Annotated in this window: 9 protein-coding genes; 3 read left to right on the forward strand and 6 right to left on the reverse strand. The window is 66.9% G+C overall.

The genetic code is table 11. The features are described from left to right. The first annotated feature begins 15 nt into the window (after positions 1–15). From IEW58_RS01350 to IEW58_RS01360, 3 genes are all read left to right on the forward strand, one after another. Complete coding sequence (locus IEW58_RS01350) at positions 16–681, forward strand: DUF4331 family protein (protein ID WP_188643490.1); 666 nt, start codon at positions 16–18, stop codon at positions 679–681. After that, complete coding sequence (locus IEW58_RS01355) at positions 681–1,388, forward strand: DUF4331 family protein (protein WP_188643491.1); 708 nt, start codon at positions 681–683, stop codon at positions 1,386–1,388. Before IEW58_RS01350 ends, IEW58_RS01355 begins: the two co-directional genes overlap by 1 nt. Positions 1,389–1,519: 131 nt before the next feature. Further along, a complete protein-coding gene (locus IEW58_RS01360; RefSeq protein ID WP_188643492.1) occupies positions 1,520–2,752 on the forward strand; it encodes a tetratricopeptide repeat protein in 1,233 nt (410 codons plus the stop codon). 4 nt (positions 2,753–2,756) lie between these two features. On the opposite strand, the gene IEW58_RS01365 is transcribed toward IEW58_RS01360, so the two are convergent. The 6 genes from IEW58_RS01365 to IEW58_RS01390 form a co-directional block, all read right to left on the reverse strand. Then, positions 2,757–4,739 carry a heme-binding protein gene (locus tag IEW58_RS01365; protein ID WP_188643493.1) on the reverse strand — a complete coding sequence of 661 codons (1,983 nt, stop codon included), beginning with the start codon at positions 4,737–4,739 and terminating at the stop codon, positions 2,757–2,759. After that, entirely contained in the window at positions 4,736–6,043 is a 1,308-nt protein-coding gene (locus tag IEW58_RS01370; RefSeq protein WP_373284693.1) for a multiheme c-type cytochrome, read from the reverse strand. Before IEW58_RS01370 ends, IEW58_RS01365 begins: the two co-directional genes overlap by 4 nt. A gap of 50 nt (positions 6,044–6,093) precedes the next feature. Further along, positions 6,094–15,234 carry a hypothetical protein gene (locus tag IEW58_RS01375; protein WP_188643494.1) on the reverse strand — a complete coding sequence of 3,047 codons (9,141 nt, stop codon included), beginning with the start codon at positions 15,232–15,234 and terminating at the stop codon, positions 6,094–6,096. Next, the gene (locus tag IEW58_RS01380) at positions 15,234–16,976 is read right to left on the reverse strand and encodes a ShlB/FhaC/HecB family hemolysin secretion/activation protein (RefSeq protein WP_188643495.1); all 1,743 of its coding nucleotides are present in this window, start codon (positions 16,974–16,976) and stop codon (positions 15,234–15,236) included. The genes IEW58_RS01375 and IEW58_RS01380 overlap by 1 nt, the downstream gene beginning before the upstream one ends. Positions 16,977–17,139: 163 nt before the next feature. Further along, positions 17,140–17,880, reverse strand: coding sequence for a hypothetical protein (locus IEW58_RS01385; RefSeq protein WP_188643496.1), 741 nt, complete (start codon positions 17,878–17,880; stop codon positions 17,140–17,142). Then, positions 17,867–19,894 (reverse strand): adenylate/guanylate cyclase domain-containing protein, encoded by a 2,028-nt coding sequence (locus tag IEW58_RS01390; RefSeq protein ID WP_188643497.1) that lies wholly within the window; start codon positions 19,892–19,894, stop codon positions 17,867–17,869. The genes IEW58_RS01385 and IEW58_RS01390 overlap by 14 nt, the downstream gene beginning before the upstream one ends. Positions 19,895–19,901 lie beyond the last annotated feature (7 nt).

Genomic DNA, 19,901 nt, shown 5'->3' on the forward strand with positions numbered 1-19,901 from the left:
GGGGGAGGCGATTGCATGCGAACTTTGATCGGTTGGTTGGTCGGAGCAGGCGTCCTTGCGATGCTCGCGGCGCTTGGACTGCTCGTGAGCGGGGCAGCGAACCATGCCGCCGACCACCTCGATCCACCGGGCCGCACCGATCCTGCGATAGATAGCACTCCCGACGTTCCAGCCGATATCGCCGACGTGTTCGCGTGGTACGGGCCTGACACTGTCAAACTGGCGCTGACCTTTGCCGGTCCCAGTGTGGGGAGCCAGCCGGCGGTTTACGATCGCGACGTGCTTTACAAGGTTCTGGTTTCCACCGCGCCGCCCGATGACACGCCGGAAATCGTCATCCGCACGCGCTTCGGTGCCGGCACCCGTCCCAACGAGTACGGAGTCCGCTTCGAAGGCGTTCCGGGAGTGACCGGATCGATCGAAGGGCCGGTCGAAACGACGCTGGAGAAAGACGGGGTCAAGGCACGCGCAGGGCTGTTCGACGACCCATTCTACTTCGATCTGCGCGGGTTTCGGGAGACCCGGTCGACCGGGTCCATCCGTTTCAACAACCAGCGCGATTTCTTCGCCGGGCAGAACGATACCGGATTCATCCTGGAGATCCCGCGCAGTCGTTTCGCTGGGGGCAATGGCACGATCAACGTCTGGGCCACTACCGCCCGGTTCGGGGGGCAGAAGTGATGCGCATGCTTCATCCCATGGCCGCCATCTCGGCTCTCTCGCTGCTCGCCTCCTGCGGAGGTGGCGGCAGTCCCGCTCCCACCGCGACCCCTTCGCCGACGCCCAGTCCGGGAAGCACCGGCGGGGGAGGGCAGACCGCCTTCAGCTACGACGTCGAGCCGTGCTACACCCAGGTCGTCCCGAACACGGGCGGGAAGACGGTGCGCCAGATGATCGTGCCCGATACTTTGAAGCTCAACATGGCGCTTCCATCCGGCTTTCCCAACGGCCGCGATCTGGATGATGCAGTGATCGACATCAGTCTGGCATTCCTTTTCCTCGACCTGACCGAAAGCGGACAAAGCCTGAGGACTTTCGCCAACCTGCCTCTCAATCCGGGCGGAAACGACAGGCCGCTCCTGGCCGATTTCCCATATTTCGCGCCTGCCAACGGCTCGCCTGTGCTCGCCGCGACCACTGGCACCAGCTTCAACTTCCGAAGCGATCCCGATACCGCTTACGTGCAGGTGGATCGCATGGGGATGCCGGCGATCGCCACTGCGCTGATCGGCTCTTCACTCAAAGATCCCTATAACGACGCGAACCCGACGGCCGATGTCGCTGGCACTTTCCGGGCCGACGAAACGGCCCAGCTCACCAACCTGATGAACGCCATCGGTGATGACCTGACCAGCATTCAGCTCGATATTTGCGCGAAGCGAATATGACCGGCGTCGCGCTGGAGCGGAGCACGGAGGCGCGTCGAACGACGGGCGCGGCGAGCGTTGTCCTGGCAGCTGTGCTTGCGGTCGGGGCGGTCGCCCTCGCCGACAGGCAGCAACGTTTTGCGACGGACCCCGTGGCTAGCGCGCTCAACCCGGCGACGCTGGTACCCGGCTATGGCCCAGCCAATTTTGACGCCGCGCTCGCCGCCGCCGAGCGCAAGGTCGCGGCCAAGCGCGAGTTGCTCGCACAAGAGCCCGATGACTGGCTGCGGATTGAAGGCGTCGCCCGCGCCCTGCTGCAGCGGGCCCGCCTGACCGCCAGCGCGCCGGACATGGCGGAGGCGAACCGCCTGCTCGAGCGGGGGATGGAGCTTGCGCCCTGGCCCGCGGGTCCCGTGCTGTCGCGCGCCGGCGCCGCGCTGACGGTGCACGATCTTGCCGAGGCGGAGCAAACGCTCGACCGTTTCGACGCGGCGGTGGTCCTCGCTGCGGCAAGCGAGGCGGCCGAGGAGCGGGGAATCCGGTGCGAGATCGCCTATGAACGAGGAGCTTTCGCGCAGGCGCGGGAGTTGTGTGGAACAGGGGGCGATCTCAGCGTCGGTCTTCGCCGTGCAAACCTGGCACTTGGCTCCGGCGATCCCGCGACGGCGGCGGCGATCGTCGAGGCCGCGTTGCGCCAGCCGCGGCAAACCCCGCTGCAGCTCGCCAACTTGATGCTCCAGCGCACGGCCATCGCGCTCGCGGCAGGTGAGTGGGAAAATGCGGGCCGCTGGGCGAGGGCGGCCGAACAGGTTTTTCCCGGCTATTGGCTGGCGCAAGCATATGTCGCGCAGAGCCGTGCGCTGGAGGGCGACACGGCCGGTGCGGAAGCCGCCTACCGCCAAATCGCCGGGCGCACCGGCAATCCCGATGTGCACGGAGCCCTGGTGGTGCTCGCCGAGGCACGCGGGGACGGGGCCGCCGCGCGGCATTATCTCCAGCAGGCGGGGAAGGGTTGGGCGGAGCGGGTCAGCCTCCTGCCGCAGACTTACGCCAACCACTACGCCGAGTACCAGGCGCTGACCGGAAATGTCGCGGGGGCACTGCGCACCGCTGAGGCCGACTATGCGCGGCGCCCGTTCCTGCCGGTGATGACCGACTACGTTTTCGTCCTCGGCAAGGCGGAGCAGTGGGGGCGGATTGTCGAGGTGGTCCGCCGGGGGGAGCTTGCCGGGTACCGTTCCGCTACCCTCAAGCTGGCCGCAGCGCATGCGCTGGCGCAGCTTGGGAGGCCCGGCGACGCCGCCCGGATGCGCGCGGCAGGGCTGCGGATGAACCCGCGGGTCGAGGACCCGCGACAGGCGTTCGTTCATTTTCGTCAGGATTGAGCGCTTAGTTGCCCTGACAGACGTTTTGCTCCCCGGAATCGAGGAACGGCGCGAACGGACAATTGACGTATCGCAGACGCACGCCAGCGCCGACCGGAATCACTATCCTGTCCGCCCGGATATCGACCGGGGCATTGCCGTTTGATCCGGCGCGTTCGCCGCCGTTGTGCGCGCCCAGGAAGCTGATCATGTCGTCCTGGTCGATCCCGTCGCCGGATACCCCGATTGCTCCGACGAGCGTGTTGCCCCGATAGATCGGCACCGCGCCGGAGAAGATCTGCATCCCGTTGGCCAGTCGCTTCTGTCCGTTCGGCGCAGCCGGGATCTGGGTGCATTGCTGCGGGGTGTCCGTGAAAGGCGCGCCCTGCACGAACAAGGCGTGCTGCAGAAGGTTCGACTTCACCAGTGCGATCTGCAGGCCGGTCGCAAACGGATTGAAGTCTTCGATGGGACGGGAGAACGGTCCTTCCGGCTGCGCCGCCTCGCCATCGGGGAAGTGCGGACGGGATATATTGCCGATCGAGCGGGCCGCAAACGCGGTCTTGCCCGTGAACGCCGCGGGATCGTTGAAGAACACCCGCGCGCGCTGGAGGAACTGCGGCACCTCCGCATCGGGATCGTCGAGCAGTTGCTGAGCCGCGACCGGATTGGAGAAGAACGCTACCGTGCGCGCCTTTTGCAGAGAGACGTCGGTGCCGAAGATCGGTGCATCGGGCGCGCGGACGATGCCGAGCACGGTGCCGTAAGTATCGACCATGCTGATGGTCACTTCCGCCCGGCTGTCGAGCGGACGGCGGATCTGCGCGCGCGCGCGGCTCATCACGCGGTAGGCTTCCTCCAGCACCGCGCGGGACTCGGCCGCAGAAAGGGCCTGGCCGACCGCGGCGCCGTCGGTTCCTCCGCGGATCGGGTAGCGGTTGGCGCCGCTTCCGTTGGAAAGAACGAATGCATCGGGGAACGGGAATTCTGTGCCGAGCGCCCGTCGATAACCGCTCGCCTCGCTGCCGTAGGGCGTGCCCGGAATGATCGATCCATTGGAGTAGCCGGTAACCGCCACCAGCAGGCCGATCGAACCGTTGATGGCGCCGAAATCGTTCTTCAGCGGCGACAGGTCCGCCGGGCGCATGTCGGAAAAGCGCAGGCTCGTGCCGTCGACGGTGATCTTGTCGGCGGTGATCGCATCGGGCGGTGCGAAGCCTTGGATACCCGCAAGCGCGATCGCTTCCTCGTCGTCCACCCCGAGGTCGGTGACGTTGCTGTCGAAGGCATAATCGCCGTCCGCCATCACGCCAATCCCGCCGACCAGCACGCCGTTTTTGTAGAGCGGGAAGCCGCCGGGATCGGCGGCGAGGCCCAGCGGGGAACGCTTGGGACCGATGAATGACCGGGCGCCACCGGCTCCAAAGCGCGTGTTGAGGTCCGAACACGGCAACTGGCTGAATTGCACGCCGGAAAGCGGACCGCTTTCCAGGCCAACGGTGCCGGGCGAGGGCGGGAAGTTGGCCTGCACGATCATGCTCGCCGTGCGGGTCGAGAATGCGTTGCCGCCGCTCGACAGGTATGCGCCTGTCAGTGCTTTGGAGATGGCGCCGATGGTCGACACGACCTCCAGCCCTTGCGCATCGACATCGGAATCGTTGAGTACGCCGGTCGCGGTCAGCCGGCTGGTGAGCATCTTGCCGCGCGCGCCGTTCATCACGAACACGCCGAGCACGTTGCCGACCCGGTCGGTAACCGCAACGACCGCGGGCAGCTTGCGCGCCTGCGCCTCGCCCACTGCCTGCGCTATCACGCGCTGGACATCGCCCGTGGTCAGTGCCTCCTGCGCGGGTATGGCATAGACCGCGCCGGGCGTCGGCGACGGGGACGGAGCCGGGGTGGGCGAGCCGCCGCCACCGGCTCCGCCGGAACTGGTGCCGCCCCCGCCGCCGCAAGAGGCAAGCAGAAGGGCGATGGTCAGCCCGGCGATCCGGGGATTCGCTCTCATCGCAGCGCGCCGATGCTGCGGGAAGCCTGGCCCAGCGCGGCCCGGAAGGCGGCCGGGTTATAGCTCTCGGGACTTTCGACCGCCGCATAGGCGCGGTTGATCGCGCCCCGAATGCCCGCTGCCGCGCCCACGGTGACCCGGTCTTCGCGCACCATTGCGTTGAGCAGCGTGTCGAGCGCCATGACCGCCTGCGCCGACCCAGCGTAGTCGGTGAAACGCGGGCTAGTGGCCCGGTCCGCGATCGCCGCGACCACCTGGAACGCCTCGTCCGAGCCGTAGCCGCGTCCATCCAACGCGTTTTCGAGTGCCCCCGCCGCCGCTTCGAGTTTTGCGGCCGCAGTCACCGCTTCGCCGCGTCCCTGGCCCATCGCCTGGTGGAAAGCCGCAACGGAAGCATCGAAGCCAGCCGCCTGCGCCGGCGCGAGCACGCGCGCTACCGCAGAGAGCATTATCATGTTCTCGTCGTTGTAAGGCGGGATGCCGAAAAGGATCGGGCGGCCCGGGTTGGTCTCGAACGTCAATGTGCGCTGAGGACCGTCGGTGATCCGCCGATGGCAGCTATGACAATCGAAGAAGTAGAACTCGGGGAACATCCCCTGGGTGCCGAAGTCCGGCTGGCGGAACAGCGACAGCGATCGGCGCACCGCCTCTGCCTGGCCGACCGCCCACAGGCGCACGCTGCTCGGCGTGCTCTTGCGCTGCGCGTAATCGGCGTCGGCATCGTGGTGCTGTTGCAGCGCCGAGAACAGGTCGAGCTCGAACGAGAGGCGCGGATGGCCCGCGGCCATGAGCCGGTGGCTGACGAACTGCCCCTGGTCGCTACTGCCGTAATGGCAATCGAGGCATACCTTCGCGCGCACGGCCGGACGCTCGAGCGGGGTCATGCCCGCCGAGACATTGGCCGCGTGGCTCCCCCCGACGGTAAAATGGGTTGGCAGCCAGCTCTCGGCAGCACCGTGGCAGGATTCGCAGCCGACCCCGTCCGAAAGCTGGAATTGAGGGCCGCGCGCGCCGCCGGTGGTCGCGTGGCAGCCGAGGCACTCGCCCGAAGCGGTCGGCTCGATGCCCAGTGTGGCGCCGATCTGGCGGCCTCGCAGGGTGCCCAGCACGGCATAGGCGCGGCTGTGCGCACCCGTTGGAGAACTGGGCTCCTGCCAGCTTGCGATCTCGTCCTGGCGAACGACGGCGCCGTTGCCTTCGGCGCGACCATGACAGGTCGATCCGGCGCAACTGGCGACTCCCATCAGGCGTCCGCCACCCGCCGCCCCCGTCGCCGAAAGGGCGGCGAAAAGCGTGATCAGCAACGCGCAGCGCGCGGCGATTCTACTAAGCGGCCCCTTCCGCCTGCTGCCCCTCACTCCGAGCCCTCCTCCGCCGGACAAGACTGCTTATCGTTTTCCGGGGAGCATTTCACCTGCCAAAGGTCGTCGTTGCCAACACCCGTGATCGGCTCGTCGACGAGCGGCGGGGTGATGAGCGGCTGATTGTCCTCCACCTGGACGAGTTGGGCGGCCGGCCCGTCGCCGGCTTCATCATTGGACGTCAGGAACAGTTCGAGATCGTCGTTCGATTGCCCGCCGAACACATACTCGGGTACGCCGCAATTCACGCCCACCGCGCAGCCGTTGATCGTAATCGTCATGCCGCGCGAAAGTTGCGAGGCTTGCTCTCCGTTGATCGAGACTGCCTGCGCCGTATCGAGGCCGGTCAGATCGCCCGACGAGCGCGAGATCACGCCGTTGATGGCGATCATCGGGTCGCTCGAGGAAGTTTCGATGTTGAGCTCGTTGGCGAGGAAGCCGCGGCGGGCGTCATATTCCGTCGACGTCCCGGCGTTCTGGACGAACAGGGCATCGCCAACGATCAGGTTGATCGTTCCTGCCTGGAGGTAGCCGCCTTCCGGTCCCGCCGGGGCGGGCTTGTCGAGCGCCGCGCTGATCGCCTGGAAGTCGGTCAGCGAGGCGATGGCATCGAGCGTATTGCGATCGGCGATCGCGATGGTGTCCGCCTCGAGCTCGAGAATGCCCTGTACCGCTCCTCTGGCATTGCGCATCACGATCGAGCCGCTTCCGGCAAGCACATCGATGCGCGACGGGTCGATCGAGAAAGTGTCCGCGTCCGACACCGTTGTCAGCTCGACCGCGCCGTTTACCTCCACCCGGCCGCCTGCGTCGACCTTGAGCAAGCCGCCGGCACCGATGTTTGCACCGTCGCCGAAAGCCATCGCCAGATCGCCGATGTTGACGTCGCCGCCGGCTCCCTCGCCGCCACGGCTGACCAAGGCGATCTGCCGGTCGGCAAACAGCCTGGTCGCCTCGTTCTTGTCGAGACTGTACTGTCCCTGCTGGCCGGTACCGCCGATGTTCATCGGGCTGGTGAGGGCAAGGTTGCGCAGCGTGATCGTCTCGGTGAGACCACGGATGCCGAGGCGCCCGGTCGTCCCGATCGCGATATCTCCGCTATCGACCGCGATGGTTTTGCCCGCCGCGGACCCGGTGAGGCTGAACAGTTGCCCGGCGATGATCGCGAGGTCACCGCTCGCGCGAACCTGACCGCCGATGGCGATGGTTGCGCCTTCCATCTGAACGCTGCCGGCATTGAGTTGGCCCGTGCTGCGCAGAGCGTCACCGGCCGAGAGCATGGCCGCGCCGCTGGCCGAGCCGTTCCCGAGCGTCAGGTCCTGCGCCGCCTGCAGCAAAAGGTCTCCCGAACTTGCGTTGGCTTCGAGGACTGTCAGCGACCCGGGCGAACGCAAATCGATCGCGCGCCCGCTCGCGGTCACTCCGCCCGCCGAGGACAGGGCCGCGACGCTGATGTTGCCGTTGGTGGCGATCAGGCTGGTAGTGCCGCCGCTGGTGAGAGCGCCAAGGCTGACCCCGGTCTGCCCTGACACGGAAACGTTGGAACCCGCGCTCAGCGCATTGGCGGCATTCACCGAGCCGCTCGTGCTGGTCAGGCTGAGCGATCCAGGAGTCGACAAGGCGGCATCAAGCTGCAGGCTGGCCAGCGAACTGAGCGCGATGCCATTCCCCTTGATCGCGCCGCCGACCTGCAGTGCTTCGCCGGTGCTGGTGAGGGCGACCGACCCCTCGGCATCGACGGTGTTCACCGAGAGGTTGCCGGCAGTCTGCACGAGGACGTCGCCCTGGGTCGCATCGAGATCGGCGAAGTCCAGCGCTCCGCTCGACCCGATGTTGATCGAGCGACCGCTCGCCGTGACCGGACCGGCCGACATCAGGTTCGTCACCAAGACAGCACCGCCGCTGCTGGTCAGCGAAGTGGTCCCCCCGCTCGTCGCTTTGCCCAGAGTGATCCCGCTGTTGCCGGACACCGTGAGGTCGCTGCCAGCTGCGATCGCAGCATCGGATGACACGGAGCCGCTCGTGCTCGTCAGGGAGATCGCGCCAACCGTTGCGAGATCGCCGGCGAGCATGAGATCGGCGAGCGAGCTGAGAGCAATCCCGTTCCCGTTGATCGCGCCGCCGATCTGCAGCGCTCCACCCGTGCTGGTAAGCGCGACCGCTCCAGTGGCGTCCACCGGCCCAACCGCCAGGTTGCCGGCGGTTTGCACTGCAATGTCGCCATCGTTCGCGTCCAGATCGGAGAAGCTGAGCGCCCCACTGGAGGCGATAGTGACCGAACGGCCATTGGCGGCGACCTGGCCGGTGGCGATCAACTCAGCCACGTCGACAGATCCGCCCGCGCTCGTCAGCGAGGTGGTGCCGCCGCTGGTCAGTCGCGCCACGGTCACGCCGCTCTGTCCGTCGATGACCGAGTTCCCGCCCGAACCCAGGGGCCCGGTGCCGATCACGCTGCCGCCGGTGCTGGTGAGGTTCAGCGCCCCGGACGCCTTGCCTTGCGCGAGAGACAGATCGCCGGCCGTCGTCACGGCCAGGTCGCCCGCTGTCGCCTGCGCATCCGCGAAGCTCAAGGCTCCTGGCGAGCCGATCATGACCGATCGGCCGCTTGCGGTGACGAGCCCGGAAGAGGTGAGGCTGGCGATAGCGAGCGCGCCATTCTCGGCGGCGAGGAAGGTGGTTCCGCCCGACTCCACGCTGGTCAGCGAGAGGCCCTCGTCCGCCGAGAGGCTCACGTTACCGGTCGCAGCGACGCCAGGCGCAGAGAAGATCCCTCCCGCGTCGACCCCGAGGTCCCCGGTCGAGGCAAGGGCCGCATCCGAAACGACGTCGCCCGCCGTGGTATAGAAAATGCCTTTGCCGTTGACCGCGCCGGTATTGTGGATCGACCCGCCGGTGCTGGTCAGCCTTACCGCTCCCGTCGCGTCGGCGGTCGCCAGAACCAGGTCGCCTGCCGTTTGCACGGCGATGTCACCGTCGGTAGCGTCGATGTCGGCGAAATCGAGGGCGCCACTGGATCCGATCGTGATCGAAAGACCCGTTGCCGTCACGAGGCCAAGCGAGCTTAGATCCGTGACCGAGATTGCCCCGTTTGCGCTGGTGAGCGCCGTGGTGCCCCCGCTGCTCGCCTGGCCCAGCGAAATTCCCGCCTTGCCAGAGACCGCAAGGTCACTGCCGGAATCGACCAGGCCCGATGCGCTTACCGAACCGCTCGTGCTTGTCAGGTTGATCGCGCCCGTCGCCGTCAGCGCGCCTGTCAGGTTCAGGTCGGCCAGCGAACTCAAGGTGATCGCGCTACCGTTTATTGCCCCGGTTCCCTGAAGGCCGCCATCCGTGCTCGTCAGCGACACAATGCCGCTGGCGGTGACCGTATCGACTGCCAGGTTGCCTGCGCTTTCGACCGTGATGTTGCTCGCGGTGGCATCGAGAGCCGCGAAGCTCAGCGCGCCGCTCGATCCAATGGTGATCGAACGGCCGCTCGCGGTGACCAGCCCTGCCGAATTGAGATCGTCGATTGCGACCGCGCCGCTGCTGCTCGCCAGCGAAGTCTCTCCTTCGCTGGTGAGCGCAGCCAGGGATATGCCGGTGTGACCATCGACCGTTGCGTCACCGCCCGCTGTGATCGCCCCGGTCCCGCTGACGCTGCCGCCCGTGCTGGTGATGACGAGCGCTCCGAATGCGCCCCCTTGCGCGAGCGAAAGATTTCCGGCCGTCGTCAGCCTGAGATCGCCGGCGGTCGCCTGTGCGTTGGCGAAACTCAGCGCGCCGGGCGAACCGATGGTGATCGAGCGGCCTCTCGCCGTGACAAGACCGGGCGAGGTCAGGCTCGCGATGCTCAGCGCGCCGTTGTCCGCTGCAAGGAACGTGGTTCCGCCCGAGACGACGCTGGTGAGCGTCATACCAAGATCGGCGGACAGGCTGACGTTGCCAGCCGCGCTGACACCGGGGGCGGAGAAAGTCCCGCCGGCATCAACGCCGAGAGCGCCGGTGGAGGCGAGCGCTTGATCCGAAACGACGTTACCGCCGGCGGCATAGAAGATGCCGTTCCCGTTGACCGCGCCCGTGTTGTGGATCGAACCGCCGGTGCTGGTCAGCTTGACGGCTCCCGTCGCATCGGCCGTGGAGAGGAGCAAGTCTCCAGCGGTCTTGATCTCCAGGTTGCCTGAGGTTGCATCGGCATCAGCGAAGGTCAGCGCACCGAGCGACACGAGATTCACGGACCGGCCGAGGACGGTGACAGGCCCGCCCGAGCGCAAGTCGTGGCTGACCACCACCGGACCATTGATCGCCTGCAGATTAGTGGAGCCCCCGACCGCCAGATCGGTCATGTCAATACCTGCGTGGGCTACGACCTCCGCATTGCCCGCTGCCGAAATTGGACCCGAGCTGGTGAAGGAGCCTCCTAGCGCCACCCCGAGGTCGCCGGCGATGTCGAGCGCACCACCGCCGGTTATCGTCAGGCTGCCGTCGCCGGGGCTACTGTGCAGCAAGACCGACCCTCCGACCTTGACCGGGGCACCGGAAATCACCCCGGAAACACCTGCTTCCGCCGGACCGGTCGACCCGTCCGCCAACAGCACCAGGTCGTTCGTGACGGTCAGTCCAGAAGTGGGCGAGCCTATCTTCGCGGTGAACGCCGCGGAGCCAGCTACCGACGGGTCTTCAGTCGCCAGGTATCCGGATCCGATTATCACCAGAGTGTCGATCGTTCGCGGACCGGCATTCGCGCTCGATGTGTCGGCGAGGCTGAACGACGCGTCGCCGCCCGTCCCCGTGCCGAGCGTCCCGCCGTACCCACCGTTTCCGGTAGCGGCGATGGAAACGAACGGGAAGGCGAAGGCAATGTCGGCCAACTCCATCGAGGCGATACCGCCATCGCCATCTCCGCCACTGCCGTAGAGTCCGCTGGCTGAGTATCCGGCAAGGCCGCCGTAGCCGACGCCTTCGAGCGAGATCGACGACGCAATGCCGAGGGAAGCCGTGCCGCTGGCACTGAACAAAGCCGTGCCGCCCGAACCAGTGGCGCCGTTGCCCCCGGCGCCCACAGCATTGGCGTTGTATGCGCCGTTGCCGCCTGTCCCCTGTGCTTCGACGAGCAGGGAGCCCGTGTCGGTCAGGACGCCTCCAGTGGCAGCAAACGAAGCCGTGCCGCCCCGACCGCTGCCCGCGAGCGAGCCGGTCGCGCCGGAGGTTTCGCCGATACCCGCCGCACCCGTGCCGTCGGCGACAATCTCGACCTGGGTCGTATCCACCGCGCCGCCGGAAAGGACGAAGCTCGCCGTGCCGCCAATGCCCTGGCCGGATGCGAAGGCGCCGCCTCCGCCGGGCCTTTCGCCCGCCTGGCCGCCCAAGCCGCTGGCAGAAACGTGAATCAGCCCGGTCCTGAGCGCGCCTTGCGCTACGTCGAGCGTGGCGGTGCCGCCAGCCCCATTTCCGCCTTCGCCCTGGACCGGCTGGATTCGGTCAGCTCGACCATCGGCGACCACACTCAGAGACGGTGCCCTGATCGCCCCGCCGCTGCCGCCGGTGCGCATCTCGACGCTCGCGGTGCCGCCCGTGGCATCGAAGCCGTTCGCCGAACTGCCGGATGCGAAGGCGTCCGCGAACTGGCCTTCTTCGGCGTTGGCGTTCACCGTGATGCCGGAGACCGACGAGATATCTCCCCCTGCCGTATAAAGCGTCGCGGTGCCGCCGAACGCATCGGCCGCGGACGGTCCTTCCGCCCCCAGGCCGCGCGCAGAGATGACCAGTTGGCCGATGGCTTCCACGCCGTTGATGATCTTGATCAGCCCGCCCGCTTCCGAGCCGACTTCGGCGGTGCCGCCTGTCGCCGTGCCTGCGCTGCTCAATGCGCCGCCGGTCATGCCGTTGGAGACGACTTCGAGATAAGGCGTGGTGATGGTCCCGCCATTGGCAATGACGCTCGCGGTGCCGCCCAGTACGGTCGGAGTGGAATCGTAGGTCGTCGGATCGCGCTCTTCGAACTGCATGAGGGCGCTTGCGTTGATCCCGATGCTGTCGGCGGTGAGGGAGGCGAGCTGGTCGACCAGCAGGTTGGCTTTGCCGCCGACCGCCTCATTCGCGCCGCCATCTCCGCCGGCACCGGATCCGGCGTCGAGGTCGAGATAGTACAGCGTCAGGTCTGCTCCGCCGCCGACGTGGAAATCGAGGCCCTCGACCGAACCGTATGCGGAGCCGGCGCGGGAGGTGGTTCCCGAAGACCGTGCGCCGGTCCCGCGCGCGCTGAGGTACGCTGCGTACCAGTCATGCGTGCCGCCCAGAATGTCGACTTGGGCGCTGCCGCCGCTGCCGTCACCGCCGGTCCCATCGAGAGCGTGGCCACCGATCCCGTTGCCATAAAAGGTGAGGCCGAAGTCGGTGAAAGTCCCGTCCGCGTCAGAGAGCAGGGTGAAACGCCCGCCTTTGCCATCGCCCCCGTCGCCTTTGACCAGCGAGGCTCCGCCGAAACCGTCGGTGCTGGCATAAAGCGAATTGACGAGCGTCCCGCCGAGCACGCGCACGTCGATGGTCCCGCCGGTGCCCGATCCCGCCTCGTTGTCGGCATCTCCGCCCTGCGCTCCCGCATCGGCGAAAATGCCGGTGGCGATCGTGCCGCCGAGCGCGTCGATCACGATACCTCCGCCCTGGGCAATGACGCCGGCAGCCTGCCCCCCCGGGGCGGTTCCGAACTCGCCGCGGGCATTGAGGTCGATCGTGCCGGCATCGGCGGAGATCGTGGCACCGCTTTCCGATGCCAGCGTGATATTGCCGCCGGTAGCGAGGTTGGCGAACGTGCCTCCCGTGCCATAGCCTTCGGCATCGACCCGCAGCGCGCCATTGTAACCTTCCGCGGAGGGCGACAGTACCGCCGAGATCGACCCACCATTCGCTGCGCGCACGGTGGCATTGCCGCCCTGCGCGATACCCGCGCTGGTGTCCGCTCCCACGTTGAAGGCGCTGACATCGACAAGGATATTGTTGGCCTGGAACGACCCGTTGTCGGCCAGCAGGGAGACAGTCCCGCCAGTGAGATCGGGTGAGCTGGTCGCCGCGCCGAAGAACGGCGAAATCTCGGCCAGCGAGTTGAGCTCGGCATCGTAGGCGACGGTGACCGATGCGCCATCGGTGACGCTGACGTCGATCGTGCCGCCCTTGCCGAATGCGCCGGCGGGGCTGTTGACGCTCGCCTCGGCCCCTGTGTCGAGATAGAGCGAGTCGAGGCTGAGGGCAGTGCCGCCGCCAACCGCCATCGTGATGTCGCCGCCGACGGGGTCCATCGCGCCGCCGTCACCATCGACCGCCCTCGCATACCCGGAGAGCGACCCGAACGACTGGTCTTGCCGATCGAGCGTGATGTCGATCGTGCCGCCGAATGCGTCGCCGCCGAGGCCCGAGCCCGAGGTAAGCGAATTGCCTCCCACCGCGTTGGCATTGAGATAGACGTACCCCAGGCCCAGGTGACCGCCGTCAGGGTCCGCTGTCACCGGCCCGCTGCTGTCTTTTAACGTAATGTCCCCGCCGTGCCCGACGCCGCCCTGACCGCCGAAGGCGCCAGCCTCGGTATATTCGTAGCTGCCGCCGCCGTGGCCCTGGGCATCAGCCCAGAGGTAGCCGGTCGTGAAGCTTCCGCCCAATCCGGCGCGGATATCGATCCGGCCGCCGTATCCGTCGCCGCCCGTCTTGCTGCCAAATCCGCCATAGCCGCCTGCATAGAGATAAGCGTCCTGGGCGCTTATCTGCCCGCCGTCAGCGGCGACCGTGATTGACCCACCGTGGGCATCCAGCCCTGTCGTGCCATCGCTGCTGGTATCGCCGTAGTCGCTCGCGTAGGCCGTGAGATAACCGGTGACAGCGATTGCTCCGTCCGGAATGAGACCTCCGCCAGCGAGCGCCTGGACGACGATGTCTCCGCCCCCCGCCACGCTTTCGGAGTTGAGGGACAGGCTGTTGCGCGCCTCGATGCGGGTGCCTCCCGCCGCCGTGAGGTGAACCGACTTGTCGCCGCTCAGGCTGGCGAGAGAGCGGTAGATCGTGTCGGACGTTCCCTCTGAGGACGCACCGGGAGGCGGGGGGGCAACCGTCAGGTCGCCGGTCGCGTGGGCATCGACCCCGTTGGTGAAGTCAGTCGCGCCGATCGAGATATTGCCGTCGGGAGAACCGTCAGCGCCCGCTGAGAGCACGATCGCGCCGCCGTCAAACGTAGCGGAGGTGGCTGGCATGTAGCCGATGCCACCCGAAAGCAGCATTGTCAGCGCCGTGTTCTTGGGAACCGCGACGAAGCGGATCGTCTTGCTGTAATCGGCCGCCGCGCTGCCAGTCGTGGTCCCGTCGTGGACAATACCGTTTGCGTCGGTCGTGCCCTGGCCAACCACGATGTCGAAATCGCCAGCGTTGATCTTGAGATCGGCCTGTTCGGCCGCGACGTAGGCGATCCCGCCTGCGGAATCGACATACCCGCTCTGCACGATACGCGGGGCGACAAGCGCGATGTACGAACCGGCGCTGACGTTGCCGTAGTTGACGATCGACCCCTTCGAGCCATCCGGTCCACGGAAATTGATGGCCCCGCTCGCGTCGAGGAAATCGGGAATGCCCGATGTCGGGTCGACCGAGTAGGTGATGTCGTTGGTGGTCATCACCAGTCCGCCGACCTGGATCACGGCGCTTGGTCCGATGACGAAGCCGTTCGGGGTATAGAACCACACATTGCCGCCAGGGCTCTGTCCGTCCCCGTTGCTGACGGTGCTGGTGATCGTGCCGTTGAGCCCGATCGTGGCCGTCCCGCCGGGCAGGATGCGGTTGAGCACGGTGTAATACGACTGGTTCGACGAACTGAAGGTTGCCGAGTAGCCGTTCGGCAGGAAATCGATTGTGCCGCTGGTCGCCGTATCGTCCGGCGTCCAGGTGATCACCGCATTCGGAGTGCTGACGTCGATACCGGTAAACTTGCCGCCGTCGAAGGTGAAGATGTCCGCGCCACCTGCGTCGACGTTTCCGCTTCCCTGGAAGCCCTTGTTGGCGTCCTGGGCCAAAGCAGCCTCCGGCATGGCCGCGAGCACCAGACCGAGCGCGCAGCCGGCCAGGAGCAAGGCATGGCGACGGCGGTTGCGCGAAACGTGGGTAGCTGTGCAGGTCATCAGCGGTCTCCCCAGGGCAGCAGGCGTGCGGCAATCGTGAACAGCAGACGCGGATCGCTCCGCTCGAGCTGGTAGCCGGCGCGTTTCAAAGGTGCTGCGAACGTCAATCCGATGTCGAAGTGCTCGCCCCAGCGGCCGCGCACTCCGGCGCCCGCGGTCAGCACGTCACGCGGGTCGGGATTGATGCGATTGTCGTGGATCCAGGTCCGGGCCCAGTCGACGAATGCGAACGGCTCGAAGGCGAACCCGCCGTTGGCGCCGGGATAGCGCGACCCCGCGCGCACCTCGAAAGATGCGCCGACTGCGTCATCGCCCACGACGACGCCAGGATCGAGCCCGCGGCCGATGGTGTAGTTGCCGAGGCTGGCTTGCTCGTAGGCCAGCAGCGCGTGATCGGCTACCTGGACCAGCGGCAACAGCGCCAGGGTGACGCGCGGGACAGGACGATATTCGATGGCACCGTCGAGCCGGGCGACGAGCGCGCGCGGATCGGCCAGCGCATTGCTGATCGGGATGTTGGGCGGCCGGCAGGTGGCGATCACCGAGCAGTCGTGGCTGGCGCCGAAGATGCCGAGCCCCTTGCGAAGCTCCAGCGACAGGGCGCTGCGCCACTTGGGCTCGCCCGGGGAAAACCCATCGCGGCCTGAGGCACTCGCCGCGTCGATCATTGCGTGATCGAGCCGCAGGAAAGCGATCGACAGGTCATCTTCGCTCAGTCTCGTTCCGGCGAAGGACAACTTCTGGTCGACCAGCTCGAGCCCGCCCGTGAGCGCGAGGGAACTCGTCCGCCGGCGTTGCAGCACGGCGCGCAGATGGCCCTCGGCCGCGAACGTCTTAGTCAGAAAGCCGCCGCCCGCCAGGCTCGGCTCGCTCCGGCCCCACAACACGCTCCCGCCCAGGCGCAGCCCGTTGGCGCCCAGCGCGATCTCCTCGCCCAGCCGGATGATGCGTTGCTCGTCCCAGTCGACGGTGTTGTAGATGCTCGCGGTGGTGCGGTCTCCCAACCCGAGCAGCCCGTTGAGGGCCAGTTCGGCGAACAGCCCTTCGCGCCCGGTCGCCTTCGCGCCGAGATTCTGGGCGCCGACGGTCAACTCGATCGGGGTGTAGTCGACGGTAATGTCGCCCACTACCTCGCCCGGCGCGCGGCCGGCGGATCGCAGGGTCAGCCGCGCGTCATAGCCGGGCAGGTCACGCAGAAGGAGCAGGTTGCGGGTGGCGTCATTGGTGTTGAACCACTCCTCGCGCGTAAGCGGCTCCAGATGCGAAGCGATAAGTCCCTCGGCGGCGCCTGCGTCGCCCCGGACCTGCAGTTCGGTAAGCTTGGCGGCCAGCACATCCATCCGCGCGACGCCGCCCTTCTCGATCCGTTGCGGCGGTATCTGGACTGCGGCTAGGAAGCCGCGCGCGCGGAGCATGGTCGCGGCCCGGTCGCGGACTTCGCACAGCGCCGTGATGGGCAGGTCGCGATTGGCAAACTCCGTCCACGAGGGGGCGAGGTCGGCCGCGGGGACGCCAGGCAGGCCGGTGAACTCGATCGCCGAGAACGTCACGCGGGCGTTCGCGAAGGCAGGCTCGGCAAGCGGGCAGGGCCCGCGCTCGATGTCATCCTTGACCGACAGCCGGGTAGGCGTCGGCAGAGCGGTGTCGCGTCCGACCGAAAGATCGTCGCGGGAGGGCACCGGGCCTGCCTGCGCATGGGCCGCCGCGGCCGGAATCAGCGCCAGCGCGCTGCCCAACGCCAATATGGTGCGCCCCCTGCGCAATGCAGGCGACGACGTGCCGGCACAAACGCCCATTCAGTCCTCCCTCGAATCCCCCTCACGGCCAATGTGGCCGTCCGAAGATTTCCCTGTTTTTCAAAACTGGCGGGGATCGTTGCCCCGGGAGCGACCTCGGCGCGAAAGTCTAGCCGTCGGCGGTGTTCATGGCCGCACTGAGCACATCCAGTTGCGCCGTGCAGCCCTTCTCGATCAGCTTGAGAGCAAGGTCTTCCGGCGCGGCCGGGACGCTATCGAGCAGTCGAAAGGTAATCTCGTGCGGCGCCCCGTCCTGTCCGGCGACAACATAGCGTGCGCCATCGGTGACCGGTGCCTGGGACAGGTCCCAGACTGTCAGCATCTCGCCATCGCTGAAGGCCGCCTTGCTGCTCGCTCTCGCGCCATCGGCGCCGATCACATAAAGCGCTTCTCCGGTGGTGGCGGGGCGCCACAGGCGCACTTCGGCAGGATTGGCGATGCACATCGGGCCTGCCTGACGGACATCCACATACCACAGGTTGGGCCGGGTAACCGGGCCCGCATCATCGCCGCGCACCGCGCCAGTCCGCACCCGCTGCGCGGAGCGTTGGCGGGTGAGCAGGGCGAAAGTGCTGCTGCGATCGGCCGCCGGCTTGTCGGCCAGCGAGAAAGTGCCGGCACCCTTGAGCACGCGGGTCCCACGCTGGTCGAGAACCGTTACGGTGTCGCCGGACTTGAGCACTACCTTGTCGGTGTCGGCCAGTTTCTTTCCGACAGGGTAGAGTTTTGCCGAAGGACCGCTAACCGAGACAACCACGCCTGCCTGGGCCTGTGAAAGCGGGACAAGTGCCGCGACAGCCAGGGCCGCTGCGATCAGCGGACGATGCAGGCGGCGGTCAGGAAACGACATATGCTCCCTCCTCGTTCAGGGATCGAGTCCTCTGTAGCAAATTTTTGAGGGCGTTGTCAGCGGGATAGCGCCTGGTCAGCGGAATTATTTTAGCTGCCGCTTCCTCCGGATCGGACATCGACACGGCCTGGGCGAGGGCCTCCCGATCGGCGGCAGGCCAGTCGGGCGCGACGTCGAACACGTCGACCGGTTTCGCCCGTCCGCGCAGGACCACGCGGCCCAGCGGTCGCCACCAGTCGAGCTCGCTCCGCTCGACCATCTCTCGGCTCGCCAGAACGTTGGAATCGAGAGCCTTGTTGGCGGATTCGAGCCGCGCGGCCGTGTTCATGCTATCCCCCAGCGCGGTGTACTGGATGCGGTTTTCACCGCCGAAATTGCCTACCACTGCCTCGCCCCAATGCATTCCGACACGGGTCTTGCCGATCTTCGGCAGCGAGGGATCGGACTTTGCCACCTCCTTGCGGAAAGCTTCTCCGGCCTGCCACAGCGCATAGCCCGCGCGTGCGGCTCGCTCGCCATCGTCGGGCCTGGCGATAGGTGCGCCCCAGAAGGCGACCACGGCGTCGCCGACGAACTTGTCGAGCACGCCGCCGTGGTCGAGCACGACCTTGCTCAGCATCGACAGGTAGCGATTCAGCAGGCGGGCAACCTGTTCCGGCTGGAGCGCGTGGCTCATTTTGGTAAAGCCCTCGAGATCGCTGAAGATCACGAAAAGCTCTTTCTTTTCGCCGTGCAGGGAGAGCAGCTCGGGCCGCTCGATGATCTCCCGGGCCATCTCGCGTGGCAGGTATTTGCCGAGCGCTCCCTGCGCGAAATTGCGCTGCACGGCGCCTGCTGTGCGGGCTGCCGAGGTGACCGCCGTAAAGGCGAGGATCCAGCCGAGAACCCAGCCGACTGCCGGCAACCCGTAGGTATCCACCCCGCCGTATTGGAAGGCCATGGGGATGCCGAGCATGAAGGCGAACTGGACCGCCAGCAGGACATAGATGCGCCAGCTGCCCCATTCGAGCAGTCCCGTCAGCACCGCCATCAACACGAACAGGATGGCGAATGCCCACAAGGTGACGGGCAGGAGCCGGGGAAGAGCCTTGCCATCCAGCATCTGCGCCAGCATCTCCGCATGCACCTGCAACCCCGGCGGCTGGGGGGAGTCTGCGCCCTCGCTCAAGGTGGTCGCGACCCGGTCTATATCGACTATGTCGCCGCCGATCAGCACGTAACGCCCCTTGATCGCGGGCGCGAGATAGGGGGCAACCGCGGGATCGAGGAATGTCTGGATGGGCAGCGACTGGAACAGGGGCGTGTCGCGGCTGTCCGAAAGCCGGTAGGCTATCGCGCCGGTATATCCCGGCAGCGTCTTGTTTGCCTGACCAGCCTCGGCCAGCATCCGGCGGGCAAGCAGCGGCGGCAGGTCTGCGCGGATTTCGGGCCATACCCGCGCGACCCCGTACCGGTCGTTGAGCCGAACGCTCGCCGGCTTGGCCTTGCTCCCCTCAAGGCGCGCGAGCAGGCTCTTGAGATAGCGGTCCTGGTCGTAACCGATGCTGTTCGCATTGGTCGCCCGGTCCGCGTACGCCACGGCGACCGGGGTGCTCATCGACCGCAATTGGGCGACGAGAGCGTCGTCTTCGTCCTGCGGCTGATCGAACAGGATATCGATCCCGATCGCTTTCGCGCCCATGGTGTCGAGGTTGGCCAGGACTTTGGCCAGGAGGCCGCGGTCAAGGGGCGATCGCTTGCGGAGTTCCGCGAGCGTCTGATCATTATAGACCACCAGCACGATGCGCGGGTCCTGCGAGACGCGGTGCCGTTCGGCATCGTCCGTGACGCGAAAATCGTAGAGTGCCCGTTCGGCGGAACTAACGACAGGAATATCCTGCGTCTCGGAGAAGCCCCAACCGTACCGGGCGATGAAAAGCGCCAGCAGCACGAGCACTCCGGTAAGGGCGAGCCGCCTTGGACCCGCCTCGCGCACGTTGCGCCAGCCGCGCCGGACCAGCCCCTTTCCGATCATCGATACG

Source organism: Tsuneonella deserti (assembly GCF_014644315.1).
In the GTDB taxonomy this organism is placed as follows: domain Bacteria; phylum Pseudomonadota; class Alphaproteobacteria; order Sphingomonadales; family Sphingomonadaceae; genus Tsuneonella; species Tsuneonella deserti.